The sequence below is a fragment of the Leifsonia sp. NPDC058194 genome (assembly GCF_042883605.1).
Classification (GTDB): domain Bacteria; phylum Actinomycetota; class Actinomycetes; order Actinomycetales; family Microbacteriaceae; genus Leifsonia.
Genome location: NZ_JBHVVL010000004.1, coordinates 1 through 26886 on the forward strand (window position 1 = coordinate 1; position 26886 = coordinate 26886).

27 protein-coding genes and 3 tRNA genes are annotated in these 26886 nt (G+C 70.1%); 21 read left to right on the forward strand and 9 right to left on the reverse strand.

Features of this window, described 5'->3' with window-relative positions; translation table 11 throughout:
• Nucleotides 1-49: 49 nt before the first annotated feature.
• From ACFVU2_RS14920 to ACFVU2_RS14930, 3 genes are all read right to left on the reverse strand, one after another.
• Nucleotides 50-125 (reverse strand) — tRNA-Phe (locus ACFVU2_RS14920).
• Nucleotides 126-180: 55 nt separating this feature from the next.
• Nucleotides 181-257, reverse strand: a tRNA-Asp gene (locus tag ACFVU2_RS14925).
• A 63-nt stretch (nucleotides 258-320) separates the two neighbouring features.
• Nucleotides 321-393 (reverse strand) — tRNA-Glu (locus tag ACFVU2_RS14930).
• Nucleotides 394-768: 375 nt separating this feature from the next.
• Between ACFVU2_RS14930 and ACFVU2_RS14935 the strand changes: the two genes are divergently transcribed.
• Both ACFVU2_RS14935 and ACFVU2_RS14940 read left to right on the forward strand, forming a co-directional pair.
• Nucleotides 769-2031, forward strand: coding sequence for a peptidoglycan DD-metalloendopeptidase family protein (locus ACFVU2_RS14935; protein ID WP_387875785.1), 1263 nt, complete (start codon nucleotides 769-771; stop codon nucleotides 2029-2031).
• On the forward strand, nucleotides 2024-3346 hold the full coding sequence (locus tag ACFVU2_RS14940; protein ID WP_387875787.1) for a C40 family peptidase: 1323 nt from the start codon (nucleotides 2024-2026) through the stop codon (nucleotides 3344-3346). Before ACFVU2_RS14935 ends, ACFVU2_RS14940 begins: the two co-directional genes overlap by 8 nt.
• 90 nt (nucleotides 3347-3436) lie before the next feature.
• Here ACFVU2_RS14940 and ACFVU2_RS14945 read toward each other — a convergent pair whose 3' ends face one another.
• Nucleotides 3437-3928, reverse strand: coding sequence for an inorganic diphosphatase (locus ACFVU2_RS14945; protein WP_387875789.1), 492 nt, complete (start codon nucleotides 3926-3928; stop codon nucleotides 3437-3439).
• Nucleotides 3929-3974: 46 nt separating this feature from the next.
• Between ACFVU2_RS14945 and tilS the strand changes: the two genes are divergently transcribed.
• From tilS to lysS, 13 genes are all read left to right on the forward strand, one after another.
• Entirely contained in the window at nucleotides 3975-5042 is a 1068-nt protein-coding gene (gene tilS, locus ACFVU2_RS14950) for a tRNA lysidine(34) synthetase TilS (RefSeq protein ID WP_387875790.1), read from the forward strand.
• A gap of 16 nt (nucleotides 5043-5058) precedes the next feature.
• Nucleotides 5059-5610, forward strand: coding sequence for a hypoxanthine phosphoribosyltransferase (gene hpt, locus ACFVU2_RS14955; protein ID WP_387875792.1), 552 nt, complete (start codon nucleotides 5059-5061; stop codon nucleotides 5608-5610).
• A 172-nt stretch (nucleotides 5611-5782) separates the two neighbouring features.
• The gene (ftsH, locus tag ACFVU2_RS14960; protein ID WP_387875795.1) at nucleotides 5783-7789 is read left to right on the forward strand and encodes an ATP-dependent zinc metalloprotease FtsH; all 2007 of its coding nucleotides are present in this window, start codon (nucleotides 5783-5785) and stop codon (nucleotides 7787-7789) included.
• A gap of 12 nt (nucleotides 7790-7801) precedes the next feature.
• Complete coding sequence (gene folE / locus ACFVU2_RS14965) at nucleotides 7802-8377, forward strand: GTP cyclohydrolase I FolE (RefSeq protein WP_387875798.1); 576 nt, start codon at nucleotides 7802-7804, stop codon at nucleotides 8375-8377.
• Complete coding sequence (folP, locus tag ACFVU2_RS14970) at nucleotides 8374-9177, forward strand: dihydropteroate synthase (RefSeq protein WP_387875800.1); 804 nt, start codon at nucleotides 8374-8376, stop codon at nucleotides 9175-9177. The genes folE and folP overlap by 4 nt, the downstream gene beginning before the upstream one ends.
• Nucleotides 9170-9547: a dihydroneopterin aldolase gene (folB, locus tag ACFVU2_RS14975; protein WP_387875802.1), complete on the forward strand. Its 378-nt coding sequence runs from the start codon at nucleotides 9170-9172 to the stop codon at nucleotides 9545-9547. The genes folP and folB overlap by 8 nt, the downstream gene beginning before the upstream one ends.
• Complete coding sequence (folK, locus tag ACFVU2_RS14980; RefSeq protein ID WP_387875804.1) at nucleotides 9544-10122, forward strand: 2-amino-4-hydroxy-6-hydroxymethyldihydropteridine diphosphokinase; 579 nt, start codon at nucleotides 9544-9546, stop codon at nucleotides 10120-10122. Before folB ends, folK begins: the two co-directional genes overlap by 4 nt.
• Nucleotides 10119-10601 carry a DUF3180 domain-containing protein gene (locus tag ACFVU2_RS14985; protein ID WP_387875806.1) on the forward strand — a complete coding sequence of 161 codons (483 nt, stop codon included), beginning with the start codon at nucleotides 10119-10121 and terminating at the stop codon, nucleotides 10599-10601. Before folK ends, ACFVU2_RS14985 begins: the two co-directional genes overlap by 4 nt.
• A complete protein-coding gene (locus ACFVU2_RS14990) occupies nucleotides 10585-11091 on the forward strand; it encodes a PH domain-containing protein (RefSeq protein ID WP_387875808.1) in 507 nt (168 codons plus the stop codon). The genes ACFVU2_RS14985 and ACFVU2_RS14990 overlap by 17 nt, the downstream gene beginning before the upstream one ends.
• Nucleotides 11088-12689, forward strand: a complete 1602-nt coding sequence (locus ACFVU2_RS14995; RefSeq protein ID WP_387875810.1) for a PH domain-containing protein — start codon at nucleotides 11088-11090, stop codon at nucleotides 12687-12689. The genes ACFVU2_RS14990 and ACFVU2_RS14995 overlap by 4 nt, the downstream gene beginning before the upstream one ends.
• The gene (locus tag ACFVU2_RS15000) at nucleotides 12686-13492 is read left to right on the forward strand and encodes a Rossmann-like and DUF2520 domain-containing protein (RefSeq protein ID WP_387875812.1); all 807 of its coding nucleotides are present in this window, start codon (nucleotides 12686-12688) and stop codon (nucleotides 13490-13492) included. The genes ACFVU2_RS14995 and ACFVU2_RS15000 overlap by 4 nt, the downstream gene beginning before the upstream one ends.
• A 61-nt stretch (nucleotides 13493-13553) precedes the next feature.
• Nucleotides 13554-14429, forward strand: a complete 876-nt coding sequence (panC, locus tag ACFVU2_RS15005) for a pantoate--beta-alanine ligase (protein WP_387875814.1) — start codon at nucleotides 13554-13556, stop codon at nucleotides 14427-14429.
• A gap of 58 nt (nucleotides 14430-14487) precedes the next feature.
• The gene (gene lysS / locus ACFVU2_RS15010) at nucleotides 14488-16002 is read left to right on the forward strand and encodes a lysine--tRNA ligase (RefSeq protein ID WP_387875815.1); all 1515 of its coding nucleotides are present in this window, start codon (nucleotides 14488-14490) and stop codon (nucleotides 16000-16002) included.
• Nucleotides 16003-16039: 37 nt separating this feature from the next.
• On the opposite strand, the gene ACFVU2_RS15015 is transcribed toward lysS, so the two are convergent.
• The gene (locus ACFVU2_RS15015) at nucleotides 16040-17074 is read right to left on the reverse strand and encodes a cytochrome c oxidase assembly protein (protein ID WP_387875818.1); all 1035 of its coding nucleotides are present in this window, start codon (nucleotides 17072-17074) and stop codon (nucleotides 16040-16042) included.
• Between ACFVU2_RS15015 and cls the strand changes: the two genes are divergently transcribed.
• Nucleotides 17025-18488, forward strand: coding sequence for a cardiolipin synthase (gene cls / locus ACFVU2_RS15020; protein ID WP_387875819.1), 1464 nt, complete (start codon nucleotides 17025-17027; stop codon nucleotides 18486-18488). The two genes, ACFVU2_RS15015 and cls, sit on opposite strands and share 50 nt — an antisense overlap.
• Before the next feature lie 16 nt (nucleotides 18489-18504).
• Here the strand turns inward: cls and ACFVU2_RS15025 are convergent, their stop codons facing one another.
• On the reverse strand, nucleotides 18505-18678 hold the full coding sequence (locus tag ACFVU2_RS15025; protein WP_387875822.1) for a hypothetical protein: 174 nt from the start codon (nucleotides 18676-18678) through the stop codon (nucleotides 18505-18507).
• 33 nt (nucleotides 18679-18711) lie between these two features.
• Nucleotides 18712-19710 carry a pirin family protein gene (locus ACFVU2_RS15030; protein ID WP_387875823.1) on the reverse strand — a complete coding sequence of 333 codons (999 nt, stop codon included), beginning with the start codon at nucleotides 19708-19710 and terminating at the stop codon, nucleotides 18712-18714.
• Nucleotides 19711-19778: 68 nt separating this feature from the next.
• Here ACFVU2_RS15030 and ACFVU2_RS15035 point away from each other — a divergent pair, with 68 nt between their 5' ends.
• The 4 genes from ACFVU2_RS15035 to ACFVU2_RS15050 all read left to right on the forward strand — a co-directional run bounded on the left by ACFVU2_RS15035 (nucleotide 19779) and on the right by ACFVU2_RS15050 (nucleotide 24127).
• A complete protein-coding gene (locus ACFVU2_RS15035; RefSeq protein WP_387875824.1) occupies nucleotides 19779-20207 on the forward strand; it encodes a hypothetical protein in 429 nt (142 codons plus the stop codon).
• 132 nt (nucleotides 20208-20339) lie between these two features.
• Nucleotides 20340-22862, forward strand: a complete 2523-nt coding sequence (locus tag ACFVU2_RS15040) for an ATP-dependent Clp protease ATP-binding subunit (protein ID WP_387875825.1) — start codon at nucleotides 20340-20342, stop codon at nucleotides 22860-22862.
• A 70-nt stretch (nucleotides 22863-22932) separates the two neighbouring features.
• Complete coding sequence (locus ACFVU2_RS15045) at nucleotides 22933-23448, forward strand: amino-acid N-acetyltransferase (RefSeq protein ID WP_387875828.1); 516 nt, start codon at nucleotides 22933-22935, stop codon at nucleotides 23446-23448.
• A 46-nt stretch (nucleotides 23449-23494) separates the two neighbouring features.
• On the forward strand, nucleotides 23495-24127 hold the full coding sequence (locus ACFVU2_RS15050; protein WP_387875830.1) for a hypothetical protein: 633 nt from the start codon (nucleotides 23495-23497) through the stop codon (nucleotides 24125-24127).
• A 147-nt stretch (nucleotides 24128-24274) separates the two neighbouring features.
• Here the strand turns inward: ACFVU2_RS15050 and map are convergent, their stop codons facing one another.
• Nucleotides 24275-25042, reverse strand: a complete 768-nt coding sequence (gene map / locus ACFVU2_RS15055) for a type I methionyl aminopeptidase (protein ID WP_387875832.1) — start codon at nucleotides 25040-25042, stop codon at nucleotides 24275-24277.
• Nucleotides 25043-25088: 46 nt separating this feature from the next.
• Here map and ACFVU2_RS15060 point away from each other — a divergent pair, with 46 nt between their 5' ends.
• Nucleotides 25089-25379, forward strand: coding sequence for a helix-turn-helix transcriptional regulator (locus ACFVU2_RS15060; protein WP_387875835.1), 291 nt, complete (start codon nucleotides 25089-25091; stop codon nucleotides 25377-25379).
• Between the two features lie 21 nt (nucleotides 25380-25400).
• On the opposite strand, the gene radA is transcribed toward ACFVU2_RS15060, so the two are convergent.
• A complete protein-coding gene (gene radA / locus ACFVU2_RS15065; protein WP_387875836.1) occupies nucleotides 25401-26762 on the reverse strand; it encodes a DNA repair protein RadA in 1362 nt (453 codons plus the stop codon).
• Between the last annotated feature and the right edge of the window lie 124 nt (nucleotides 26763-26886).

A 26886-nucleotide genomic window follows, 5' to 3' on the forward strand; every position in this document is an offset into this window, starting at 1 on the left:
CCCGAGATGACAAAACCCCTACCTCGTAGACGAGAGTAGGGGAGAAGTCTGGTGGCTCCGACCGGCATCGATCCGGTGACCTTTCGATTTTCAGTCGAACGCTCTACCAACTGAGCTACAGAGCCTCACCGCCGAGGCGGTGATAGACGAAAGCCCTTCCGAGGGAAGGGCTAGTCGCCATGGCGACCCTGACGGGACTTGAACCCGCGACCTCCGCCGTGACAGGGCGGCACGCTAACCAACTGCGCTACAGGGCCTTACTTGGTGTATTCAGTTTTCATTCTTCATTGTATTCGACGTCCACCGCTTGCGAGGACGGGTGACCCCAACGGGATTCGAACCCGTGCTGCCGCCGTGAAAGGGCGGTGTCCTAGGCCACTAAACGATGGGGCCGGGTTGTCTCGATCCACTTTCGTTTCTCGACGACCACCGACGCATAAGCATACGGAAGATGTTTGCGGATTGCCAATCGGGGTTGCATCCCGGGCGGGTCAGGCCTAGAAGTGCACGCGCGCGCGGAGGATCCGATCGGGCGACGCCCCACGGAAATGCCCGGGTCGGGCGGGTCGTCGTGGGTAGATTGCGAGCGACGGCTCCCCCCGCCGTCCGCGTGAGTCACGCGCCGCCGACCCCTGCAGCAGCCCACCGACCCTGGGCATCTCGGGCGCATGTTGGTAAAGTTGCACGAGTTGACTAGCGATACCCGTGCGACTGGTGTGACGAACGAGACGAAGACCGATACGTGAGCGAAGCGGGTTCGAGGTGGCGATGAGACGCGAGACGAGTGGATTCGGGGAGAAGGTCCCCAGGCGGCGCTCGAGGGTGCTGCGCACCGGGATCGCCGCTGCCGCCGTCGCCGCCCTGGCGGTCATCGGTTCCGTCGCCCCCGCCTACGCGGACAACTACCCCAGCTGGCAGGACGTCCAGAACGCCAAGGCCAACCAGGCGAGCGCCTCCGCCCAGGTGGACAAGATCAACGGCCTGATCTCGCAGCTGAAGGGCGAGGTCGCCGCGACGCAGGCCGAAGCCGAGAAGCGCGGCGAAGAGCTCCAGATCGCCGAGGCGAAGTTCGATAAGGCCGACATGGAGGCGAAGAACTTCGAGAGCCAGGCGGCGGCGAGCCAGAAGAAGGCCGACGACGCCAGTACGCAGGCCGGCAAGGTCGCCGCGCAGCTCTACCGCACCGGTGGGCGCAACCTCACCGCCAACCTCTTCCTGAGCGGCAACGGCGCCTCGGGCACGAACCCCGACAAGCTCCTCTCCGATCTGGGCAGCATGTCCAAGCTGGCCGAGCAGTCGAACCGGGTCTATGCCGATGCGAAGGCCGCGCAGAACACAGCGAACGCACTGTCAGACCAGGCCGACGTCGCCAAGGCGGAGCGGGCGAAGCTGCAGGTCGCGGCGCAGGCCGCGATGCAGGCGGCCATCGAGGCCGCGAAGACCGCTCAGGACAAGCTCGCCGAGCAGCAGAAGCAGATCGTCGTGATGCAGGCGCAGCTCGCCGCACTGACCGACACCGCCTCGAAGACGGTGGCCGGCTACGAGGCCGGAGTCGCAGCAGCGGCAGCGGCAGCGGCGGCCCGCGGCTCGGGCGGGCTCCCCGGAGGCTACGTCGGTCCCCAGGGGTGGGCGGTCCCGGCCGCCGGACCCATCACCGACGGCTTCGGCTCGCGGCCGTCGCCCGGCGGCGTCGGTAGCACCTACCACATGGGCATCGACATCGGTGCGTCGTGCAACGCGCCGATCTACGCCGCATACGGCGGCACCGTGATCTATGCGGGCCCCAACGGCTCGTACGGCAACTTCGTGCTGATCGACAACGGCGGCAGCATCAAGACCGGCTACGCACACATCCGCAACGGCGGCATCCTGGTCGGCATCGGCCAGTCCGTGAGCGCCGGTCAGCCGATCGCACGCGTCGGCACGACCGGAGCGTCCACGGGATGCCACCTCCACTACGAGGTGCGCATCAACGACGAGAAGATCGACGGCATCCCGTTCATGAGAGACAGGCAGGCTCCCCTTGGCTGAGAACGACAAGACTGCGACCACCGACCGGTCGTCGCGCACCAGGACCGGACTGGCGATCGGTGCCGGCGTCATGGGCGCCGTCACCGCATCGATCGGCATCGTCACCCCCGCGCAGGCGGTCGACTACCCGTCGTGGAACGACGTGCAGCAGGCCAAATCGAGCGTCGCGAACCAGCAGGCGATGGTCGCCAACCTCACCTCGCTCATCGGCTCTCTGCAGACGAGCGTCGATGCCGCCCGCATCGAATCCGCCAAGGCGGCGGAGGCCTACCTCGAGGCGAAGATCGCGCTCGACACGGCGACGGCCAAGGAGACAGACCTCCAGAAGCAGGCGACCGCCGCAGCCGACAAGGCCAAGACCTCGCAGATGCGCGCCGGTCTCCTCGCCTCCCACCTGGCGAAGTCCGGCGGCGGCGACGTCACGAGCCAGCTCATGCTCAACGGGGGAGGGGCGGGTACGGAGGCCGACAAGCTCCTGTTCCAGCTCGGCACGATGAGCAAGCTCACCGAGCAGTCCAAGGCCGTCTACGACCAGGCGACGAAAGACAAGAACGCGGCCGAGTCGCTGAAGGCGCAGGCCACCTCGGCGAAATCGGCCCGCCAGGACCTCGCCACCCAGGCGGACACCGCCCTCGCCGCGGCCGAGTCTGCGCAGAACGCCGCGCAGGCGGCTCTCGCGACCCAGCAGAGCAAGTCGACCGAGCTCGTGGCCCAGCTGGCGACGCTGAAGAACACCTCCGCCCAGGTGGAGGCGGCGTACCTGCAGGGCGAGCAGGTGAAGGCGGCTGCCGCGGCGGCGGCCGAGGCACAGCGCAAGGCGGCCGAGGCGGCGGCTGCCGCCGCCCAGCCCCCGGCGAGTTCGGGCGGCGGCGGAGGGTCCTCGTCGGGAGGCGGCTCGTCGTCGGGTGGAGGCGGGGGCACGGTTGCTCCGCCGAACGGAAACATCGTGCAGACCGCGCTCAACTTCGCCTACGCGCAGCGCGGCAAGCCGTACGTGCTCGGCGGCGCAGGACCGAACACGTGGGACTGCTCCGGCCTCACGATGAAGGCGTACGCCTACGCGGGTGTGTACATCGGCGCCCACTCGGTCAATGACCAGTACTACACCGCGCGCAACAGGGGGCAGCTCGTCTCCTACGGAGCGAAACAGGCCGGTGACCTGATCTTCTGGGGCAGCGGTCCCGGCGACTTCTACCACGTGGGCATCTACATCGGCGGCGGGCAGATGATCGCCGCTCCGACCGAGGGCGACGTCGTCAAGATCCAGTCGGTCTGGGGCTCGCCCTGGTACCAGGTGGCCCGCCCTTCGGCCTGACCGCCCGTCGGCATACGAGAAACGCTCCCGATCGTCTCGATCGGGAGCGTTTCTCGTATGCTCTGCGTGGCTGCGCTCAGGCGGCTGCGCTCAGTGGCCCTCGGCCTTGAGCTTCTCGAAGCCGGCCTCGACGATCTTCTCGGCCTCGGCGGCGTCGCCCCATCCCTCGATGTTGACGAACTTGCCCGGCTCGAGGTCCTTGTAGCGGGCGAAGAAGTGCTCGATCTCCTTGCGGGTCTGCTCCGGCACGTCGGTGATGTCCTGGATGTGCGTCCAGCGCGGGTCCTTCGCGGGAACGACGACGACCTTGGCATCGCTGCCCGCCTCGTCGCTCATGTTCAGCACGCCCACCGGGCGGACCTTGACGCCCACGCCCGGGAAGGCCGGGTACTCGAGCAGGACGAGCGCGTCGACCGGGTCGCCGTCCAGTCCGAGGGTGTTCTCGAAGTAGCCGTAGTCCGTCGGGTAGACGAAGCTCGTGAAGAGCACGCGGTCCAGGTAGACCCGGCCCGTCTCGTGATCCACCTCGTACTTGTTGCGGCTCCCCTTGGGGATCTCGATGACGACGTCGTATGCGGCCATGTGCCGTTCTCCTTAGCTCTCGGAAAGACTGCAATAACGTTACTGGATGCACGTCAACGGTTCCCCTGAGCGTCGCCCCCGGCTCACGCCTCCGATCGCGGACGCCCGTCGCGCCGTCCGTACCGCCCTCGCCGCGGCGGCGGCACTGCCGGCCCCGGATCCGCACGACGACCACGGGCCGCGGCGTCCGCACCCCCTCTCCGCGGGCGCCCTCGTGCTGGTCGGCCTGAGTGGAGGAGCGGACTCGCTGGCGCTCGCGGCAGCGGTGGCCTTCGAGGCTCCGCGTGCCGGCTACCGGGCGGGGGCTGTCATCGTCGACCACGGCCTGCAGGAGGGGAGTGCGGCGGTCTCCCAACGCGCGGCGGCGCAGGCGCGGGAGCTGGGGCTCGACCCCGTCCTGATCGAGCGCGTGACCGTCGGCGGTGGCGGAGGCCCCGAGAATGCGGCCCGCACCGCCCGGCACGAGGCATTCGATCGCGCGCGGGCGCACACGGGTGCCGAGCGCATCCTGCTCGGCCACACCCTCGACGACCAGGCCGAGACGGTGCTGCTCGGCCTCGCCCGCGGGTCGGGCCCCGGGAGCCTGCAGGGGATGCTGACGGACACGGGTGCCGTGCTGCGCCCCTTCCTCGGCCTGCGCCGGGAGGCGACGCGCGCGTTCTGCAACGATTCCGGGCTGGAGGCGTGGGACGACCCGCACAACGACGATCCCGTCTTCACCCGGGTGCGCGTGCGCCATCAGGTGCTGCCCGTGCTGGAGCGCGAGCTCGGCCCGGGCGTCGCCGAGGCGCTCGCCCGCACGGCCGAGCAGTTGCGCGAAGACGACGAGGCGCTCGACGGCCTCGCCCTCGAATGGGCGCTGGAGCTCGTCAGCCAGACCGACGACGGCGCGGTCGCCCTGGACGTCCGCGGGCTGGCCGCCGACCCTCCCGCCCTCCGGCAGCGCATCATCCGGCTCGTGGTCTCGGCCGAGTTCGGCGTCTCCCTCACGAGGGCGCACACGCTGGCCGTCGCCGAGCTCATCACGGACTGGCACGGCCAGGGTCCGCTCAGCCTGCCAGGCGTTAGAGTTGTGAGGCAGAACGGGCTGCTCACGTTTCACCCCAACAGCTAAGGACAGCACCCTCCCCATGGAACTCACGGACGTCGCGAACGACCTGACCGAGATTCTGATCACCGAGGAGCAGATCCGCTCCCGCATCGCCGAGCTCTCACGCGAGGTGGAGCGCGACTACGCAGGCAAAGATGTGCTGCTGATAGGCGTGCTGAAGGGCGCCGTCATGGTGATGGCCGACTTCTCGCGCGAGCTGAAGCTCCCGGTCACGATGGACTGGATGGCCGTCAGCTCGTACGGCAGCGGAACGCAGTCGAGCGGCGTCGTCCGCATCCTGAAAGACCTCGACACCGACCTGAGCGGCAAGACCGTGCTCATCGTCGAGGACATCATCGACTCGGGCCTCACCCTGTCGTGGCTGCTGGCGAACCTGCACAGCCGTGGCCCCGAGTCGATCGAGATCTTCACCCTGCTGCGCAAGCCCGACGCGGCGCGCGTCGAGATCGACGTCAAGTACGTCGGCTTCGACATCCCGAACCAGTTCGTGGTCGGCTACGGCCTCGACTACGACGAGCGCTACCGCACGCTGCGCGGGGTGGGCATCCTCGCCCCCTCCGTCTACAGCTGACGCGGCGGAATGTGCACGTGAGAACGCCGAGGGGGCAGACGATTCGCCCCCTCGGCGTTCTGCTGCGCGACGGTGGTGCGATCCCGGGCGTGTTGCGGCGGAGCGACGTACTGCGCGCCCAGAGCGAACACGCAGCCGACCCACAGAGGCGAAGCGGTACTGTGGTCGCACCATGAACGTCAAGAAGATCTTCCGCGGCCCGATTCTCTACGTCGTGCTTGCGATCATCGCCGTGTGGATCGGCTCGAGCCTGATCACGATGTCGGGGTTCAAGGGCGTCTCGACCCAGAAGGGTCTGGAGCTGCTCTCGGACGACAAGGTCTCGAGCGCGAAGATCGTCGACGGTGAGAACCGCGTCGACCTGACGCTCAAGGAGGCCGACGGCTCCCTGGGCACGCAGGTGCAGTTCTACTACGTCACCCCGCGCGGCGCCGACGTCGTGAAGGCGGTCGACGACGCGAACCTGCCGAAGGGCTACGACGACGAGGTGCCGCAGCCGAACTGGCTCGTCAACATCCTCGGCTTCCTGATCCCGGCGCTCCTGATCGGCGTGTTCTTCTGGATCATGATCTCGGGCATGCAGGGCGGCGGCAACAAGGTCATGCAGTTCGGCAAGTCCCGGGCGAAGATGGTCACCAAGGAGACGCCGAAGGTCACCTTCGACGACGTCGCCGGATCGGACGAGGCCATCGAGGAGCTCGAGGAGATCAAGGACTTCCTCAAGGAGCCGGCCAAGTTCCAGGCGGTCGGCGCCCGCATCCCGAAGGGTGTCCTGCTGTACGGCCCTCCCGGCACCGGCAAGACCCTGCTGGCCCGCGCCGTCGCGGGTGAGGCGGGCGTGCCCTTCTACTCCATCTCGGGTTCGGACTTCGTCGAGATGTTCGTGGGCGTCGGCGCGAGCCGCGTGCGCGACCTGTTCCAGCAGGCGAAGGAGAACTCGCCGGCCATCATCTTCATCGACGAGATCGACGCCGTCGGTCGTCACCGTGGCGCCGGCCTCGGCGGCGGACACGACGAGCGCGAGCAGACGCTCAACCAGCTGCTCGTCGAGATGGACGGCTTCGACCCGAAGACCAACGTCATCCTGATCGCGGCGACCAACCGTCCCGACATCCTCGACCCCGCGCTGCTGCGCCCGGGCCGCTTCGACCGGCAGATCGGCGTGGATGCGCCCGACATGCAGGGCCGCAAGAAGATCCTCGAGGTGCACGGCCGCGGCAAGCCGCTGGCGGCGTCGGTCGACCTCGAGGTTCTGGCCCGCAAGACGCCGGGCTTCACCGGCGCCGACCTGGCCAACGTCCTCAACGAGGCCGCGCTCCTCACCGCCCGCTCGAACGCCCAGCTCATCGACAACCGCGCGCTCGACGAGGCCGTGGACCGCGTGATCGCCGGACCGCAGAAGCGGACCCGCGTCATGAAGGACCAGGAGAAGCTCATCACCGCGTACCACGAGGGCGGCCACGCCCTCGCCGCCGCCGCGATGCGCCACACCGACCCGGTGACCAAGATCACCATCCTGCCGCGCGGTCGCGCCCTGGGCTACACCATGGTCATGCCGCTGGAGGACAAGTACTCCGTCACCCGCAACGAGCTGCTCGACCAGCTGACGTACGCGATGGGCGGCCGCGTCGCGGAGGAGATCGTCTTCCACGACCCGACCACCGGAGCCTCGAACGACATCGAGAAGGCGACCTCCATCGCCCGCAAGATGGTCACCGAGTACGGCATGAGCGCCGACATCGGCTCGGTCAAGCTCGGCCAGGCGAACGGCGAGATGTTCCTCGGCCGCGACATGGGCCACCAGCGCGACTACTCCGAGCGGATCGCCGAGCGGGTCGACGCCGAGGTGCGCGAGCTCATCGAGAAGGCGCACGACGAGGCGTGGGAGGTGCTCAACAACAACCGGGCGATCCTCGACCGTCTGGCCGCGTCGCTGCTGGAGCAGGAGACCCTGGATCACAACCAGATCGCCGAGATCTTCAGCGATGTCGAGAAGCTCCCGGAGCGTCCGCAGTGGCTCTCGAGCGACAAGCGGCCGATCTCCGACGTCCCGCCGATCGACTTCCCGAAGGCCAAGGCGCCGATCGACGCGGGAGCCGTGGACGGAGGCGTCGACTCCGAGCCGACGTCGAAGCCGAAGCGCTCGCCGGCGATCAAGCCGCGGCCGGCGACCGCCTAGTCGCGTAACCGCATGACCGGTTTCGATCGCGCACGCATCGAGGCGGCCGTCGCCGAGATCCTCGCCGCCATCGGCGAGGATCCGTCGCGTCCGGGCCTCGTCTCCACCCCCTCCCGCGTCGCCGACGCCTACGCCGAGTTCTTCTCCGGGCTCGGCGTCGACGCCGCGGCGGAGCTCGGCGAACCCGTGCCGTTGGAGTCGGACCGCGCCGAGACCGTGCTGCTGCGCGACATCGCCTTCCGCTCGGTGTGCGAGCACCACCTCCTGCCGTTCCTCGGGGTCGCCCATGTGGCCTACCTCCCGGGGGAGTCGGTGGTGGGGCTCGGCCGCATCCCCCGGGTCATCGATGCCCTGGCCGCCCGCCCGCAGATCCAGGAGCGGCTGTCCGAGCAGATCGCCGACGCGATCGAGCGCGGCGCCGGTGCGCGCGGCGTGCTCGTCGTGCTCGACGCCTCGCACGCGTGCGTCACCACCCGCGGTCCGCGTCAGACGGCCGCGACGACGGTGACGGTCGCCTCCCGCGGCGCCTTCACCGATCCGGTGGCCCGCGCCGAGCTCATGGCGCTCATCGGGCGCGGCCCGGCGTGACCCTCATCATGGGCGTCCTCAATGTGACGCCGGACTCGTTCAGCGACGGCGGCCTCTGGCTCGAGCCGGAGGCGGCCGTCGACCACGCTCTCGAGCTGATCGAGCAGGGCGCCGACATCATCGACGTGGGCGGCGAGTCCACCCGGCCGGGTGCCCTCAGGGTCGAGCCCGACGAGGAGCGCGCCCGCGTGGTGCCCGTCATCGACGCCCTCGTCTCGCGCGGGGTGACCGTCAGCGTCGACACGCTCAACGCGTCCACCGCTCGCGCAGCCGCCGACGTGGGCGCGGCGATCATCAACGACGTCTCGGGCGGCCTCGCCGATTCCGGCATGCCGGATGCCGTGCTCGCCACCGGCCTGCAGTACGTACTCATGCACTGGCGCGGACGCCTCGACTCGTCCGATTCGCTCGCGGTCTACACCCACACGGTGCAGGAGGTGCGTGCCGAGCTCTCCGCGCGCATCACCGACCTGCTCGACCGCGGGATCGACCCGGCGAAGCTGATCCTCGACCCGGGCCTCGGGTTCTCCAAGACCGGCGAGCACAACTGGCAGGTGCTCGCGGGGCTCCAGGAGATCGAGACGCTCGGGTATCCGGTCCTCATCGGCGCCTCCCGCAAACGGTTCCTCGGCGCGCTGCTGCCGGAGGGCGCGCCGGTCGCCGACCGGGACGCGCCGACCGCCGTCATCTCCGCCCTTGCGGCGCAGGCGGGAGCGTGGGCGGTGCGGGTCCACGACGTCGTTTCGACGCGACTCGCCCTGGATGTCGTGCGGGCGTGGCAAGCTGGACGCGATGACTAGCACCGAGGCGGCCGACGCGATCATCCTGACCGGGGTGCGCGTGCGCGCCCACCACGGCGTCTTCGACTTCGAGCGCGAGAACGGGCAGGACTTCGTGATCGACGTGACGGCGCACCTCGACCTCGCGCGTTCGGCGGCGATGGACGACCTCACGCAGACGGTCCACTACGGTGTGCTGGCCGAAGAGGTCGTGGCGGCGGTCCAGCGCGACCCGGTGGACCTGATCGAGACCGTCGCCGAGCGCATCGCGGGCGTGGTGCTCGCCCATCCGCCGGTCCGCTCCGTCGAGGTCACCGTCCACAAGCCGGATGCGCCGATCTCCGTGCCGTTCGCCGACGTGGCCGTCCGCATCGTGCGGGGCCGCTCATGACCCCGGGGGCGGCACGACCGCAGCGCATGCGCATCGGCTCGCCGGCCGTGCTGGCGTTCGGCAGCAACCTCGGCGATCGCGCCGCGACCATCCGCACGGCCCTCGACGCCCTCCGCGCCGAGCCGGGCGTCCGTGTGGAGGCCGTGTCGCGGCTCTACGAGACGCCCGCCCTGAAGCTCGACGGCATCGACGAGGAGGCCCCCACCTACCTCAACGCGGTGGCACGCATCGACACCGTCCTCGACCCGCTGGCCCTCCTCGCCGCCGTGAACCGCATCGAGGACGCCCTGGGCCGGCTGCGGGCCGAGCGCTGGGGCGATCGGACCATCGACATCGACATCGTCGACTACGACGGCGTCGTCTCGGACGACGAGCGCGTGACCCTCCCGCACCCGCGGGCCCACGAGCGCGCCTTCGTCCTGGTGCCGTGGCTCGACGTCGACCCGGGCGCCGTGCTCGCCGGGTACGGGCCGGTGGCCGCCCTGGCGGCGCAGGCGACGGATCCGGTGACGCCGTACGGCGCCGAGGCACTCGACCCGGCCGAAGCACTCGACCCGGAGGAGGGCGACCGATGAACCGCACCCGTCCCACCTCGCTGATCGGCCTCGGGATCGTCGGTCTCGTCGTCGGCTTCCTCGGCGAGCTCGGGGCGTCGGCCACGGGCATGGCCGTCTTCATCCCGCCGCTCACCCTGCCGATCACCCTCGTCGCGGTGGCCGCGATCATCGTCGCCTTCGCCGTGCCGATCCGGCGGGCCGTGCGCGGCCGCAGCTCGCGCCGCATCGACCCGTTCCAGGCCACCCGGATCGTCGTGCTCGCCAAGGCGTGCGGGCTCAGCGGTGCGCTGCTGACCGGCGCGGGCATCGGTCTCCTCGCCTACCTCCTGAGCCGCGATGTGCTCCCGACGGGCAGCGCGATCCTGCTGACCGTCCTGGCGACGGCGGGCGCCGTGGTGCTGCTCGTCGCCGGTCTCATCGCCGAGAGCTTCTGCAGCCTCCCGCCCGAAGACGACGACGCCGACGACTCGGAGACCGCCCATGTCGACCCCCGCTGAGCCCTCCCGAGCCCGTATCGACCTGAACGTCGGGGACTGGCGCCGTGTCTCGCCCAAGTACGTGGTGGTGGTGATCGTCGGGACGCTGATCAGCGGCGTGGTGGCAGGTGCCATCGCGACCTTCCTCTGGCTGGTCGCCGGCTGGTCGCTCGCGTGGATCGCCCTGATCGCGATCGGCGTCATCACCATCGTCGCCCTGATCATCGCACCGCGGCGCGCCCGCTCGATCGGCTACCTCGAGCGGCAGGACGACCTCCTCTTCCGCCGCGGGATCATGTACCAGCGGTTCGTCTCCGTGCCGTACGGCCGCATGCAGCTCATCGACATCAACCGGGGACCGGTGGGGCGGATGCTCGGCCTCGCTGACCTGAAGTTCGTGACGGCCGCCGCCTCGACCGGCGTCGTGGTCCCCGGGCTGCCCGAGGCCGACGCGGCCGAGCTGCGCGACCGTCTGGTCGACCTGGCCGAGAGCCGGCGGGCCGGGCTGTGACCGAACCGCTGCCCGGTGGCCCGCTCTCGACCGTCGAGCGCGCGGCCGAGCGGTTCACGGACGGCGAGTGGCACCGGCTGCATCCCGCGACCCCGTTGCTGCGCGGCGGCATCGTCTTCATCGCCGTGCTCGGCTTCGTGCTCTCCAACCTTCGCGAACGGCTCGTCGGCTTCTTCGTCGGCGCCCCGGACTACGGCGGCGACCCGCTCGACGAGATCTACAACCGTGGCTGGGAGGGCTGGGCCCTGCTCGGCGTCGCCGTGGTGCTGCTCCTCTGCCTCGGCGCCTTCTACCTGTCGTGGCGGATGCACACCTTCCGGATCACCGGCGACACGGTGGAGGTGCGCAGCGGCATCCTGTTCCGCACGCAGCGCAAGGCCCGCCTCGACCGCATCCAGGGCATCAACGTGGTGCGGCCGCTCATCGCGCGGCTCTTCGGAGCGGCGAAGCTCGACATCACGGCCGCCGGCCACGACGCCAACCTGCAGCTCGCGTACCTCGGGTCGTCGCTCGCCGACGGCCTGCGGTCGGACGTGCTCCGCCTCGCCTCCGGTGTGCGCGCCGCGGAGGCGCAGGCGGCGGCCGGGGAGAACGCGGCGGATGCGGCACGCGGCGCCACCGCGCCGGACGTCGCCTCCGCCTCCCGCACCGCCGCCGTCGGCGACCTCCTGAACCGCCGCGTGAACGAGTTCCTCGCTCCGGAGCTCGACCCCTCCGCCGCCCCGCCGGAGTCGGTGGTGAAGATCCCGCCGCTGCGGCTGCTCGGATCGCTGCTGATGAGCGGCTTCACCGTGTTCGTGGTCGTCGTTGTCGCACTGACGGCCATCGGCGCCGCGACCGGCTGGCTGTGGCTCGCGCTCATCGTGCTGCCCGGCCTCATCGGCTCCGCGAGCTTCTACATCAACCGCTTCACGAAATCGCTGCGGTACTCGATCGCGGGGACCCCGGACGGGGTGCGCGTCGGTTTCGGACTGCTCAGCACCAGCAACGAGACGCTGCCCCCCGGGCGCATCCACGCCGTCCAGGTGCTTCAGCCGATCCTGTGGCGGCCGTTCGGCTGGTGGCAGATCCGCATCAACACCGCCGGGCACTCGCACGAGAAGGGCGCGGCGGGACAGGCGAATACGACGACGCTCCCGGTGGGCGACGCGACGGACGTGGAGCGTGTGCTGGCGCTCATCCTGCCCGGTCTCGCCACCGAGGAGCACCGGGACCTCGTCCGCGCCGGGATGACCTCCCGCGGACGCGACGAGTGGACGGGCAGCCCGCGGCGGGCGATCTGGCTGCGCCCGTTCTCATGGCAGCGCACCGGCTACACCAGCGTCGACGGCGCCGTGCTGCTCCGGCACGGATTCGTCTGGCGTCAGCTCGTGATCGTGCCGCTGGCCCGCCTGCAGAGCATCAAGCTCGAGCAGGGCCCGATCGATCGCCTGCTCGGTCTGGCCGAGGTGGACTTCCACACCGTGTCGGGCCCGGTGCACCCGCGGCTGGCGGCGATGGACGCGACCGAGGGCATCCGGCTCTTCGAGCGGGCGTCGGCCGACGCGATCGCTGCGGGCCGCTCGGATCGCAGCCACCGATGGGGGGAGTCCGCATGAGCCCGATCCAGCGCTCGGGCCGCCTCGGCCTCGGAATCGTGGGTGCGGGACGCGTCGGCCCGGTCTTCGGCGCTGCGCTCGCCGGGGCGGGGCACGCGGTCGTGGGCATCTCCGCGGTCTCCGCCGCGAGCCGGGAGCGCGCGGAGGCGATGCTCCCGCAGGCCCCCGTGCTCGAAGTTCCGGTCCTGGTCGAGCGCAGCGAACTGGTGATCCTGGCGGTGCCCGACCGGGAGCTCCCGGATCTCGTCGCCGGTCTCGCCGCGACCGGCACTTGGCAGCCGGGACAGATCGTGCTGCACACCGCTCCGGGGTTCGGCGTCGACGTGCTGCGGCCGGCGGCGGCGGCCGGAGCGATCCCGCTCGCCGTGCACCCCGCCCTCGACTTCACCGGCACCAGCCTCGACCTGGCGCGTCTGGCCGAGTCGTGGTTCGCCGTCACCGCGGCCACTGCCGTGCTCCCGATCGCGCAGGCCCTGGTCGTCGAGATGGGCGGCGAGCCGGTCGTCGTCGCCGAGAAGGACCGTCCCGCCTACGCGGAGGCCATCGCGACCGCGACCTCGTTCTCCCGCTCGATCGTGGAGCAGTCCACCGGCCTCCTGCGCGACATCGGCGTCGAGAACCCGGGCTCGTTCCTCAGCTCCCTCGTGCGCTCGGCCGTCGACAACGCTCTGACGCAGGCCGGCGCCGCGCCCGTCATCGACGTCGAGGACGTGCTGCAGGCGCTCCGCGACGACCCGGCGGCGCAGCCCGGCGACGGCGACCCGGACGACGACGGGCGCGGCTGGTACCTCCGCGGCGAGTAGCCTGGACTCCGGCCATCGCTCGGCGCCACCCGCACGCGCGCCGCGGCCGGAGGGAAAGAGCATGCCGCACGTCGTCACCACCATCGCCGAACTGCGCGCGCTCGTCGCGCGCGCTCGCCGCGAGGCCGATTCATCCGGGCCGTCCGGGGATCCGGCGGGACGCGTCGTGCTCGTGCCGACCATGGGTGCCCTCCACGACGGCCATCTGCGACTCGTCGGGCGCGCCCGTGACCTCGGCGGGGTCGTCGTCGTCTCGATCTTCGTGAACCCGCTGCAGTTCGGCCCCGGCGAGGACCTCGATCGCTACCCCCGCACCCTCGACGCCGATGTCGCCGCGCTGGAGGGCCTCGCCGACATCGTGTTCGCCCCGACCGCCGCCGAGATGTACCCGCAGGGGGAGTCCTCCACCCGCGTCACGGCGGGCGAGGGGGGCTCGCTGTTCGAGGGCGCCTCCCGGCCCGGCCACTTCGACGGGATGCTGACCGTCGTCGCCAAGCTGTTCGGCATCGTCCAGCCCGACGTCGCCGTGTTCGGCCAGAAGGACGCCCAGCAGGTGCATCTCGTCGGCCGGATGATCGACGACCTGAACCTCCCGCTGACCCTCGCCGTCGTCGACACGGTGCGAGAGGACGACGGTCTCGCCCTCTCGAGCCGCAACCGCTACCTGGCGGGCCCGGACCGCGCCGCAGCAGTCGCGCTGTCGCAGGCGCTCAGCGCGGGGGCCGACGCCGCAGCCGGCGGGGTGGAGGCCGCGCTGGCCGCCGCCCGGGCGCGCATCGACACCGAGTCAGCCGTTAAGCTGGACTATCTCGTGATCGTCGACCAGCCCTCGTTCCACGAGGCGGCGCCCGGCCACCACGGCCCGGCGCTGATGCTCGTCGCGGCCCGCGTGGGCACGACGCGCCTCATCGACAACCGGCGCATCACGATCCCCTGAGCACCGCACGCACGACGAACAGACGCACGACGCAGACCGCCGAACGGAAGACACACCGATGACCGACGCCCCCACCCCCCAGGCCGACCTCACGGACGACGAGATCAGCGAGCAGAAGGCGGTCAGGCTCGGCAAGCGCGAACGCCTCATCGCGCAGGCGGAGACGGCCGCGGGCGGCGCCTACCCGGTGCAGGTTCCCGTCACGACGACCATCCCCGAGGTCCGCGCGACCTGGGGGCACCTGGCCGCCGACGAGGCCTCCGGCGAGACGGTCGGCGTGGCCGGCCGCGTCGTGCACCTGCGCAACACCGGCAAGCTCTGCTTCGCCGTGCTCCAGTCGGGCGACGGCACGCGCATCCAGGCCATGGTGTCGCTCGCGGCCGTCGGCGAGGAGTCGCTGATCGCATGGAAGGAGCTGGTCGACCTCGGCGACCACGTCTTCGTCACCGGCGAGGTCGCGTCGAGCCGCCGCGGCGAGCTGTCGATCATGGTCACGGGCTGGGAGATCGCGTCCAAGGCGCTCCTGCCCCTGCCGAACCTCCACAACGAGCTCAGCGAGGAGACGCGGGTGCGCTCGCGCTACCTCGACCTCATCGCGCGCGAGCAGGCCCGCAAGACGGTGCTCGACCGCGCGGCGACCATGGCCAGCCTGCGCTCGACGTTCGCCGACCGCGGCTTCGTCGAGGTCGAGACCCCGATGCTCCAGGTCATCCACGGCGGCGCGTCCGCCCGCCCGTTCGTGACCCACTCCAACGCGTTCGACACGGACCTGTACCTGCGTATCGCCCCGGAGCTCTACCTCAAGCGCGCGGTCGTGGGCGGCATCGACCACGTCTTCGAGATCAACCGCAACTTCCGGAACGAGGGCGCGGACTCCACCCACTCGCCCGAGTTCGCGATGCTCGAGGCGTACCAGGCGTACGGCGACTACAACTCGATCGCCGACCTCACCCAGACGCTCATCCAGAACGCCGCGCAGGCCGTCTCGGGCTCGCACGTGGTCACCTGGGCCGACGGCACCGAGTACGACCTCGGGGGCCAGTGGGAGCGCATCCGCATGTACGACAGCCTCTCCGAGGCCATCGGCGAGGAGATCACGCCCGAGACCCCGATCGCCCGCCTGCGCGAGCTCGCGGCCGATGCCGGGATCGAGATCGAGCACCCGCTCGCCGGCAAGTACGTCGAGGAGCTGTGGGAGCACCACGTGAAGGGCGACCTCGTGCGCCCGACCTTCGTGATGGACTTCCCCGTCGACACCAGCCCGCTCGTGCGCGCGCACCGCTCGCGCGAGGGCGTCGTCGAGAAGTGGGACCTCTACACCCGCGGCTTCGAGCTGGCGACCGGCTACTCCGAGCTGATCGACCCCGTCGTGCAGCGCGAGCGCTTCGTCGAGCAGGCGAAGCTCGCCGCGGCCGGCGACAACGAGGCCATGCGGCTCGACGAGGAGTTCCTGCGCGCGCTCGAGTTCGGAATGCCGCCGACGGGCGGGATGGGCATGGGCATCGACCGCCTGCTCATGGCGATCACCGGCCTCGGCATCCGCGAGACGATCCTCTTCCCGCTGGTCAAGTAGGGCAGCTGGTCAGGTAGCGCCGCTGGTCACGTAGGGCTCAGCCGCGCCGCTGCAGGTGGGCGCGGGTGAGTTCCTCCAGCTGCTCATCGGTCAGATCGTCGACCTTCTTCGCCTCGCGCCGGTCGAGCCGCATCCACCGCACGAACAGGATGACCAGGATCGGCACGTCGGCGAACTCGGCGATGAACCACAGCAGATCGCCCGAGAGGTGCTGGTCGTGCAGGGCGTTCGGGAACCAGAACGGGAGCGGCCCGGTCACGCGCGCCGCGCCGTCCAGCACGCTGTCGTTGAGCCGCAGCAGCAGGCCGGGGATGGCGTCGAGCAGCAGCTCGACGAACGCCAGCAGGAACTCGACGGTGATGAAGAACCCCGTGCGGATCACCGAATGCGCCGCGATCGGCAGCACCAGCAGCATCCCGGCGACGGGGACGAGGATCGAGATCGTCCACTCCGACCAGACCGAGTCGCGCAGTACGGCGGCGACCGGCGTCAGGAACACCAGGAACACCGCGCACGCGAAGACGGGCGCGAACATCGCGTTCCCGAGCACGCGCACCGGGCGCGAGCGCAGGACGCGCTCGGTGCGCCGGCGACCCGTCGTCGACAGAGCGACCCGCGCGAGCGCGATCGGCCGGCCCAGGCTCATCAGGGCCGGGACGACGAACAGCAGCAGCGCGATCCGGGTCGTGAACGCCCAGCGCAGCTCCGTGCTGTAGGCGCCGAGGAATCCGAACGAGATCCACGCGTACGATCCGAGCCCGAGCAGCAGGAACCAGACGGTCAGGCGGGCGGGCCAGCGATGGCCGTGGCGCCGCAGCCGGAGCACCCCGCCCACGTAGAGCACGCCCGCCGCGACGAGCAGCACGGCGGCGGCCGGGTCGAACGACCAGGTCGTGAGGTAGTCGATGACGGGAGGCGTGACGGACTCCGTTCCGGGTGGTGGAACCCCATTGTCGCTCCGCTTCGCTACGGTATCCCTGTAGGTGGTTCGCTCCGAGCGCGCCTGCGACCGAGAGGACGGGATGGACGCAGGCTTTCTGAGCACCGCCATCGTCGTGGTGGCACTGCTCATCGACTTCATCATCCGCGTCATCGCGATCATCGTCGTGCCGCGCAACCGCAAGCCGACGTCGGCGACCGCGTGGCTGCTCGCGATCTTCCTGATCCCGTACATCGGCGTGCTGTTCTTCCTGCTGATCGGCAGCTACAAGCTCCCGAAGCGGCGCCGCGAGAAGCAGATCGAGATCAACAACTTCATCATCGAGTCGACCGAGGGCATCGAGCGGGTCCGCCGCGACCACCCGTGGCCGCCGTGGCTGGAATCGGTCGTGCAGCTGAACCGCAACCTGGGCGCGATGCCGCTGGTGGGCGGCAACCGGGCGAGCCTCAACGGGGACTACCAGGGCTCCCTCGATGCGATGACGGCCGAGATCCGAGCGGCCCGCAAGTACGTGCACGTCGAGTTCTACATCCTGTCGCTCGACGACACCACGGAGCCGTTCTTCGACGCCCTCGCCGACGCCGTGCAGCGCGGGGTCACGGTGCGCGTCCTGCTCGACCACATCGCGTCCGTCCGCACCCGCGACTACAAGAAGACCATCAAGCGGCTCACCGAGATGGGGGCGCGCTGGCAGCTGATGCTCCCGGTGCAGCCGCTCAAGGGCAAGTACCAGCGCCCCGACCTGCGCAACCACCGCAAGCTGCTCATCGTCGACGGCCGCGTCGCCTTCATGGGTTCTCAGAACATCATCGACCGCAGCTACAACAAGAAGTCCAACATCCGCCGTGGGCTCAAGTGGAAAGAGCTCATCGTGCGGCTCGAGGGCCCGATCGTCGCCGGTCTGAACGCCATCTTCATCACCGACTGGTACAGCGAGACCGACGAGCTGCTCCGGCGCGAGACGGAGCCGATCACCGACGAGATCCAGCCGGAGGAGCTGGACGCGCAGGTGGTCCCGTCCGGTCCCGGATTCGCCGGCGAGAACAACCTCCGGCTCTTCCTGGCGCTGCTCTACTACGCGCAGGAGCGCATCGTCATCACGTCGCCCTACTTCGTGCCCGACGAGTCGATGCTGACCGCGATCACCACCGCGACCCAGCGCGGCATCTCGGTCGAGCTGTTCGTCTCCGAGATCGGCGACCAGGCGCTCGTCTACCACGCCCAGCGCTCGTACTACGAGGCCCTCCTGCGCGCCGGAGTGAAGATCTGGATGTACAAGGCGCCGTACATCCTGCACGCCAAGCACTTCACCATCGACGACGACGTCGCCGTGATCGGGTCGAGCAACATGGACATGCGCTCGTTCCTGCTGAACATGGAGGTGTCGCTGATGGTGCGGGGTCGCTCGTTCGTCGAGGAGATGCGCAAGGTCGAGGACGGCTATCGCCGCGACAGCCGGGAACTCACGCTCGACGAGTGGATGAAGCAGCCGCTGCGTTCGACGGTGCTCGACAACCTGGCCCGCCTGACCTCCGCGCTGCAGTAGTGCGGGGTGATGGAGGCTACGGCTTGGGGGTGAGGCCGCGGCGCGCGCGCTCTTCGGCCTCCATGCGTGCGTAGACCTTCCGCTCCGTGCGGTCGGCATGCACGATCTTGCGCATGATGAGCCAGAAGAGCAGCCCGACCAGGACGGTCGGCGCCAGCGACCACACGATTCCGCCGATGATGTCGTTCATAACGCGCTCATCGTACCGCGCCCGCCTGTGCGCTCAGCCGCGCGGCTTGAGCCGCACGGTGGGGAGCACCGGAGCGGGGAGCGCCGACCCGTCGTAGCCCTCGACCGTGCCGAAGCGGCCGTCGGGATCCGCGCCCGCGATGACCTCGTCCTGCCACTGCGCGCGTGCGGCGACGACATCGTCGTGGCTGCGCCCGATGAAGTTCCACCACATGACGATCTGCTCGCCGAGCGGCTCCCCGCCGAGGAGCACCAGACGCGCCGGTCCGCCGTCGCCGACCACGACCTCCACCGCATCGCGGCCGGGGGCGAGGTACGCCAGATGAGCGAGCGGGACGACCGTGCCCGCCACGGTCACGGAGCCGGTGTCCACGAGCACGCCGTGCTCGAACGCCGTCTCGAGGGGGATGCGCACCGTCGCACCGGCGGGAACGACCAGTTCTGCGCCGACGAGCGGCGAGAACACGGTCGCCGGCGTGCCGCTGCCGGCCAGCGCGCCGACGAATGTCCGTACGGTGGCTTCGCCCAGGACGGCGGGCACCGGGACGTGGTGCTCGAAGAACGGGGCGACCTCCCGGGAGGCCGCGGGCAGCGCCACCCACAGCTGGACGCCGTGCAGCACCCGCGCCTCGGGCGTCGACACCTCAGAATGGCTGATGCCGTGGCCTGCGGTCATCAGGTTCAGCTCGCCCGGCCGGACGACCGCGTGACTGCCCACGCTGTCCCGGTGCTCGATCTCGCCCTCGAAGAGCCAGCTCACGGTCTGCAGACCGGTGTGCGGATGCGGAGGCACGCGCATCCCGCCGGTGGCCGCCACGTCATCGGGACCGTAGTGGTCGATGAAGCACCAGCCGCCGATGAGGGACCGGCGGCGCTGAGGAAGCGTGCGCCGCACGTTCATGGCGCGCGGGCCGCCCAGCGGCACATCCCGGGGTTCCAGGACCTCGACGTCTCCGCCCGCCGCGGGAGCAGGCTCGGCGACCGCCGTGCCGACCGCCAGCAGCTCGGCGGGGTCGCGCTCCAGGTTGCTCATAGCGGCATCCTAGGCTTCGCGCGGGTACGCGGCGCCTCTTCACATGGTCGCCTTCCTAGAATGGACGCGTGCCCCGATCCGCGACCCGCCCCCTGACCTCCCTCGCCGGAGGGATGCTGGTGCTGGTCGCGCTCGCAGGCTGCGGGGTCAAGACCCAGCAGCAGCCCGTCAAGGACTACACGGGCGAGCCGACCGGCGTGGAGGCTCCCGCCAGCAGCGCGGGCGGCGCATCCTGGGCCGCGTGGCTCGACGACGGCCGCCAGTTCGGCATCGTGCTCTACGGCAGCTCGACCTGCCCGCCGACGGTCGCCTCCATCAGCGTCACCGGCGACAACCAGCTGAAGGCGACCCTCTCGCCGGCGCCCGGGGGCGTCTGCACGCGCGACTACGTCCCGCACACCACCGTCTTCACGACGCCGTCCTCGGTCACCACGACCTCGGACGTCACGATCACCCTCCCCGACACGACCCTCACCATCCCCGGCCTGCAGGGCTGAGGCACCACGCCCGGGCCGTGGGCGCGCGCAACCCCCTTCACGCCCACGGCGAACAGAGACCCGGCGGGCCGGGTGCGGTGGTTACTCTCTTTGTATCGATGCCGACCCTGCAAGGCGTCGCGAGGAGTAGACATGTTCGAGAGATTCACCGACCGCGCCCGTCGCGTCGTCGTCCTGGCCCAAGAAGAGGCCAAGATGCTCAACCACAACTACATCGGCACGGAGCACATCCTGCTCGGCCTGATCCACGAGGGCGAGGGCGTCGCCGCGAAGGCCCTCGAGTCCCTCGGCATCTCGCTGGACGCCGTCCGCGAGCAGGTCCAGGACATCATCGGCCAGGGTCAGCAGCAGCCGACCGGGCACATCCCGTTCACCCCGCGCGCCAAGAAGGTGCTCGAGCTCAGCCTCCGCGAGGCACTCCAGCTCGGCCACAACTACATCGGCACGGAGCACATCCTCCTCGGCCTGATCCGCGAGGGCGAGGGCGTCGCCGCCCAGGTGCTCGTCAAGCTCGGCGCCGACCTCAACCGCGTGCGCCAGCAGGTCATCCAGCTCCTCTCGGGATACCAGGGCAAAGAGCAGGTCCAGGTCGGAGGCAACGATCAGACCACCGCGCAGGCCGGTAGCCAGATCCTCGACCAGTTCGGCCGCAACCTCACGCAGGCCGCTCGCGACAACAAGCTCGACCCGGTGATCGGACGCGAGAAGGAGATCGAGCGCGTCATGCAGATCCTGTCGCGCCGCTCCAAGAACAACCCCGTCCTCATCGGCGAGCCCGGCGTCGGCAAGACCGCCGTCGTCGAGGGCCTCGCCCAGGCGATCGTGCGCGGCGACGTGCCCGAGACGCTGAAGGACAAGCAGCTCTACACCCTCGACCTCGGCTCGCTCATCGCAGGATCCCGCTACCGCGGCGACTTCGAGGAGCGCCTGAAGAAGGTCACGAAGGAGATCCGCACCCGCGGCGACATCATCACCTTCATCGACGAGATCCACACCCTCGTCGGAGCGGGAGCCGCAGAAGGCGCGATCGACGCGGCCAGCATCCTGAAGCCGCTGCTCGCCCGCGGCGAGCTGCAGACCATCGGCGCGACCACCCTCGACGAGTACCGCAAGCACTTCGAGAAGGACGCCGCGCTCGAGCGCCGCTTCCAGCCCATCCAGGTCAACGAGCCGTCGCTGCCCCACACGATCAACATCCTCAAGGGGCTGCGCGACCGCTACGAGGCGCACCACAAGGTGTCCATCACCGACGGCGCGATCGTGTCGGCCGCGAACCTCGCCGACCGCTACATCCAGGACCGCTTCCTCCCGGACAAGGCGATCGACCTGATCGACGAGGCCGGCGCCCGCCTTCGCCTGTCGATCCTGTCGGCCCCGCCGGAGCTGCGCGAGTTCGACGACAAGATCTCGGCCGTGCGCTCGCAGAAGGAGGCCGCGATCGAGGAGCAGGACTTCGAGAAGGCCGCCGGCCTGCGCGACGAGGAGAAGAACCTCCTCGGCGAGCGGCTGCGCCTCGAGAAGCAGTGGCGCTCGGGTGACGTGAAGACCACCGCCGAGGTCGACGAGGGCCTGATCGCCGAGGTCCTGGCGCAGGCCACGGGCATCCCGGTGTTCAAGCTCACCGAAGAGGAGTCGGCACGTCTCGTCTTCATGGAGAAGGCGCTGCACCAGCGGGTCATCGGTCAGGAGGAGGCCATCGCGGCGCTCTCCAAGACGATCCGCCGCACCCGCGCCGGCCTGAAGGACCCGAAGCGGCCCTCCGGCTCGTTCATCTTCGCCGGCCCCACCGGTGTCGGTAAGACCGAGCTCGCCAAGGCGCTCGCCGAGTTCCTGTTCGACGACGAGTCGGCCATGATCTCCCTCGACATGTCGGAGTACGGCGAGAAGCACACCGTCTCGCGACTGTTCGGCGCCCCTCCCGGGTTCGTCGGCTTCGAAGAGGGCGGCCAGCTCACCGAGAAGGTCCGCCGCAAGCCGTTCAGTGTCGTGCTGTTCGACGAGATCGAGAAGGCGCACCCGGACATCTTCAACTCGCTCCTCCAGATCCTGGAAGAGGGACGTCTGACCGATGGTCAGGGTCGCGTCGTCGACTTCAAGAACACGGTCATCATCATGACGACCAACCTCGGCACGAAGGACATCTCCGGAGGCCCCGTCGGCTTCCAGATCGAGGGCGACCCGACCACCGGCTACGAGCGGATGCGCGGCAAGGTCTACGAGGAGCTGAAGAAGAACTTCAAGCCCGAGTTCCTGAACCGCGTCGACGAGATCATCGTCTTCCCGCAGCTGAACAAGGCCGAGCTGCTGCAGATCGTCGACCTGTTCATCAAGCGCCTGTCCGACCGTCTGCTCGACCGCGACATGACGATCGAGCTGGAGGTTCCGGCCAAGGAGCGGCTGATCGAGGTCGGGTTCGACCCGACGCTCGGCGCCCGCCCGCTGCGCCGCGCCGTCCAGCACGAGATCGAGGACCGGCTGAGCGAGAAGATCCTGCACGGCGAGCTGAACGCGGGCGACCACGTCCACGTCGACTTCCGCGACGGGGAGTTCGTGTTCACCACGACCGCACGCGCCGACGCGATCGGTGCGGGCGTCAACGCGACGGCCGCGATCGGCACCGGCCCGGCCACCCCGGACCTCGCCGCCAACAACTGATCCGTCCCCCGTCAGAAACCGCCGGACACACGAGTGTCCGGCGGTTTCTGCATGTCGGTAGGGTGGGACGGTGAGTGGTGAGGCAGGCGCGGTCCGGATCCGACGGGCGCGCACGGGAGACGTGGCACGCATCCAGGAGCTCGTGGAGCCGCTCGTTCGACGACGCATCCTGCTCGGCAAAGAGACGGTGACGTTCTACGAGGCGGTGCAGGAGTTCCGCGTCGCGGAGGACGCCGACGGCACTCTCATCGGCTGCGGCGCACTGCACGTGATGTGGAGCGACCTGGGCGAGGTGCGCACCCTCGCGGTCTCGGACGGCTGGCTCGGCCGAGGGGTCGGGCGCGCACTGCTCCAGCGGCTCGAGACGGATGCGCGCGAGCTCGGGCTCAGCCGGTTGTTCTGCCTGACCTTCGAGGTCGGCTTCTTCGAGCGGAACGGGTTCGAGGACATGGGGGAGGAGTCGGTCGATCCGGCTCTGTACGCCGAGCTGGTCCGCTCCAACGACGAAGGTGTCGCCGAGTTCCTTGATCTGGCCCGCGTGAAGCCCAACACCCTGGGAAATACAAGGATGTTGAAGCGCCTCTGAGCGCGTTGCGCCCGGCTTTCCGGCGGGTCGCGGATATGCTGCGGGCATGTCGACGTTCAAGCATCCTGTCGGCCCACAGCCGAGCAAGGTCTATTGGCGACGCCGGCTCATCCTCGGACTCGGTCTGCTCGCCGTGATCCTCGTGGTCGTGCTCATCATCGTGCGTCCCGGCGCCTCCGACGGGGCGCCCGCACCCGTGTCGACGACCAGTGCTCCGAAGACGACGACGCCGCCAGCGACGAGCATCCCGACCGCCAGCACCTCCGCCAGCGGAGCCGCCTGCGACAACGCGAACGTGCGCGTCGAGGCGGTCACGGACAAGTCCACCTACGCCGCCGGCGAGCTCCCGCAGCTGTCCGTCGCGATCACCAACACCGGCTCGAACGCGTGCAAGATCGACGCGGGGACGGCCCAGCAGCTCTTCACCATCACGAGCGGTTCCGAGGTCTACTGGAAGTCCACGGACTGCCAGACCGACAAGGTCGACGCCGAGGTGCTGCTGCAGCCCGGCAAGACCATCTCGTCGCAGGCCCCGATCACGTGGGACCGCACCCGTTCGGACCCCTCCACCTGCCAGGCGAGCCGCGAGCAGGTGCCCGCGGCCGGTGCGTCGTACCATCTGACGACCACCGTCGACGGCATCGCGTCACCCGAGACCAAGCAGTTCATCCTGCAGTAGCGGGCGCTGGGCGCTGCCGCGCTCCGCGCTGGCGCCACCGCACCCCGCCGAAGTGCACGCATTTTCGCCGAGGCGGCGGATTGTGCACGCTTTTCGGGCGAGGGGGCGGATAGTTCGCCGGCTCGGGAAGGGAGGAGGCGGACGGCGCTAGGGGAGCGTGAGGATCTCCGCGCCGTCGTCGGTGATCGCGATGGTGTGCTCGGTGTGAGCGGTGCGTGCCCCGGTCGCGCTGCGGAGGGTCCAGCCGTCGGCGTCGGTGACGAGTTCGTCGGTGTCGGCCATCACCCACGGCTCGAGGGCGAGCAGGAGGCCCGGGCGCAGCCGGTAGCCGCGGCCGGCGCGGCCGTCGTTGGAGACGTGCGGGTCCTGATGCATGGTCGAGCCGATGCCGTGGCCGCCGAACTCCAGGTTCACCGGGTAGCCGGCCTCGCGGAGCACCGTGCCGATGGTTGCCGAGAGGTCCCCGATCCGCGCCCCGGGGCGGGCCATGGCGATGGCGGCGGCGAGGGCGCGTTCGGTCGTCTCGATCATCGCGAGATCGGCCGATGCGCGCGTGGGGCCGACGATGAAGCTGATCGCGGCGTCGGCCGCGATGCCGTCGAGCGTGATGGCGAGATCGAGGGTGAGGAGGTCGCCGTCGGCGAGGGCGTAGTCGTGCGGCATCCCGTGCAGCACCGCGTCGTTGACCGCGGTGCAGATGTGGTGACCGAACGGGCCGCGGCCGAAGGAGGGTGCGTAGTCCACGTAGCAGGACTCGGCTCCGGCGTCGGCGATCATCGCAGCCGTCCAGCGGTCGATCTCGAGGAGGTTGGTGCCGATGCCGACGCGGTCTTTCAGGGTCTGGAGGATGCTGCCGACGACGGCGCCGGTGGCGCGCGCCCGGGTCAGCTCGGCCGGGGTCAGGATCTCGATCATGCCGATAACTATACCGGTATGAGTATCCCGGTATTAGTATGGGCTCATGGTCAGACTGCCTCTCACGCCGGATGAGATCGCGCGCGGTCAGCGCCTCGGTGCGTTGATGCGCCGGGCGCGTGGCGAGCGGTCGATGCTGACAGTCGCGCTCGATGCCGGCGTCTCGCCGGAGACGGTGAGGAAGATCGAGTCAGGCCGGGTGGCGACGCCCGCCTTCCCGACGATCGCCGCCATCGCAGCCGTGCTGGGGCTTTCGCTGGATGCGGTGTGGGCGGAGATCAGCGAGTCCGAGGGTTCGGAATCCGCGTCCGGAGCCGCCGAGCCGCTGGCGTCCTGACCGGACGGTGACGGGTGCCGGTCAGAAGGCCGCGTCGAGCTCCCGTTCGCGCGCGGTCGATCCGGCAGTGAACGCGAGGCGCAGGGCTTCGCGGATGGAGGCGCTGCGGTCGTCCACGCGGGTGGCGAAACCGAGGCGGGAGGCTTCGGCGGCGCGCTGCTTGCCGTTCGACACCGGGCGGATCTCGCCGGCCAGGCTGATCTCGCCGAACGCCACCAGGGTGTGCGGGATGGCGCGGTCGGAGGCCGCCGATGCGACCGCGAGGGCGATCGCGAGGTCGGCGCCCGGCTCGGTGAGGCGCACCCCGCCGACAGTGGAGACGTAGACGTCCTTGTCGCCGAGCTTGATGCCGGCGCGCCGCTCGAGCACGGCGAGCAGCATGGCCACGCGCGAGCTGTCGACGCCGTTCGTGACGCGACGCGGGTTCGGGGCGGCGGTGGCGACGACGAGCGCCTGGACCTCCACCGGGAGAGGGCGGCGGCCCTCCATCGCGACAGTCACGCACGTGCCCGAGACGGGGGTGGAGGTGCGGCTGAGGAACAGCCCGCTCGGGTCGGGGACCTCGGCGATGCCGTCGCCCGTCATCTCGAAGCAGCCGACCTCGTCGGTCGGCCCGAACCGGTTCTTGAGGGCGCGGACGAAGCGGAGGGAGGTCTGCCGGTCGCCCTCGAACTGGCACACCACGTCGACCAGGTGCTCGAGCAGGCGGGGTCCCGCGATCGAGCCGTCCTTCGTCACGTGCCCGACGATCAGGATGGGCAGCTCGCGCTCCTTGGCGATGCGGATGAGGGTGCTGGCGACCTCCCGCACCTGGCTGGGACCGCCGGCGATGCCGTCGATGCTGCCGCTGGAGACCGTCTGCACCGAGTCGACGATCACCAGAGAGGGCTTGACCGCGTCGATCTGCCCGATGATCGTCGCGAGGTCGGTCTCGGAGGCGAGGTAGAGCTCGTCGTGGAGGGCGCCGGTGCGCTCGGCGCGCATGCGCACCTGGCCGACCGACTCCTCCGCGCTCACGTAGAGCACCCGTGCCCGCTGCGCCGCGGCACGCGAGGCGACCTCGAGCAGCAGAGTCGACTTGCCGACCCCGGGCTCGCCGCTCAGCAGGATGGCCGCCCCCGGCACGATCCCACCGCCCAGCACCCGGTCGAACTCGCCGATGCCGCTCGGGGTGCGGCCCGCGGCCTCCGTCTCGATATGCGCGATCGAGCGGGCCTCGCGCCCCGCCCCGATCGTCACCGGAGTGAGGGCGCGCAGCACGCCCGTGGGGGCTGCCGCCTCTTCCACCGTGCCCCAGGCCTGGCACTCGCCGCAGCGGCCGACCCATTTGGCCGCCGTCCAGCCGCACTCCGTGCAGCGATAGTTGACGTGAGCCTTCGCCACGGCACCTCCTCGATCCGTCACCCACACTACGGGCGGCCACCGTCACTGCGGGGAGGATCGCGGGGATCGGGGGAGCTCCCGGGCATCCCGCCCGCTGTGGAGGGTTCTGCGCCCGAGCCCGCCG

Coding starts and splice junctions, on each gene's coding strand:
- map (WP_387875832.1), bottom strand. CDS start 25,042: ATGATCGAGATCCTGACCCCGGCCGAGCTGACCCGGGCGCGCGCCACC.
- ACFVU2_RS15060 (WP_387875835.1), top strand. CDS start 25,089: ATGGTCAGACTGCCTCTCACGCCGGATGAGATCGCGCGCGGTCAGCGC.
- cls (WP_387875819.1), top strand. CDS start 17,025: ATGGACGCAGGCTTTCTGAGCACCGCCATCGTCGTGGTGGCACTGCTC.
- ACFVU2_RS15000 (WP_387875812.1), top strand. CDS start 12,686: ATGAGCCCGATCCAGCGCTCGGGCCGCCTCGGCCTCGGAATCGTGGGT.
- panC (WP_387875814.1), top strand. CDS start 13,554: ATGCCGCACGTCGTCACCACCATCGCCGAACTGCGCGCGCTCGTCGCG.
- ACFVU2_RS15025 (WP_387875822.1), bottom strand. CDS start 18,678: ATGAACGACATCATCGGCGGAATCGTGTGGTCGCTGGCGCCGACCGTC.
- folK (WP_387875804.1), top strand. CDS start 9,544: ATGACCCCGGGGGCGGCACGACCGCAGCGCATGCGCATCGGCTCGCCG.
- ACFVU2_RS14935 (WP_387875785.1), top strand. CDS start 769: ATGAGACGCGAGACGAGTGGATTCGGGGAGAAGGTCCCCAGGCGGCGC.
- ACFVU2_RS14985 (WP_387875806.1), top strand. CDS start 10,119: ATGAACCGCACCCGTCCCACCTCGCTGATCGGCCTCGGGATCGTCGGT.
- ACFVU2_RS14990 (WP_387875808.1), top strand. CDS start 10,585: ATGTCGACCCCCGCTGAGCCCTCCCGAGCCCGTATCGACCTGAACGTC.
- ACFVU2_RS15030 (WP_387875823.1), bottom strand. CDS start 19,710: ATGAGCAACCTGGAGCGCGACCCCGCCGAGCTGCTGGCGGTCGGCACG.
- ACFVU2_RS15040 (WP_387875825.1), top strand. CDS start 20,340: ATGTTCGAGAGATTCACCGACCGCGCCCGTCGCGTCGTCGTCCTGGCC.
- ftsH (WP_387875795.1), top strand. CDS start 5,783: ATGAACGTCAAGAAGATCTTCCGCGGCCCGATTCTCTACGTCGTGCTT.
- folB (WP_387875802.1), top strand. CDS start 9,170: ATGACTAGCACCGAGGCGGCCGACGCGATCATCCTGACCGGGGTGCGC.
- tilS (WP_387875790.1), top strand. CDS start 3,975: ATGCACGTCAACGGTTCCCCTGAGCGTCGCCCCCGGCTCACGCCTCCG.
- ACFVU2_RS15050 (WP_387875830.1), top strand. CDS start 23,495: ATGTCGACGTTCAAGCATCCTGTCGGCCCACAGCCGAGCAAGGTCTAT.
- hpt (WP_387875792.1), top strand. CDS start 5,059: ATGGAACTCACGGACGTCGCGAACGACCTGACCGAGATTCTGATCACC.
- lysS (WP_387875815.1), top strand. CDS start 14,488: ATGACCGACGCCCCCACCCCCCAGGCCGACCTCACGGACGACGAGATC.
- folE (WP_387875798.1), top strand. CDS start 7,802: ATGACCGGTTTCGATCGCGCACGCATCGAGGCGGCCGTCGCCGAGATC.
- ACFVU2_RS14945 (WP_387875789.1), bottom strand. CDS start 3,928: ATGGCCGCATACGACGTCGTCATCGAGATCCCCAAGGGGAGCCGCAAC.
- ACFVU2_RS15015 (WP_387875818.1), bottom strand. CDS start 17,074: ATGAGCAGTGCCACCACGACGATGGCGGTGCTCAGAAAGCCTGCGTCC.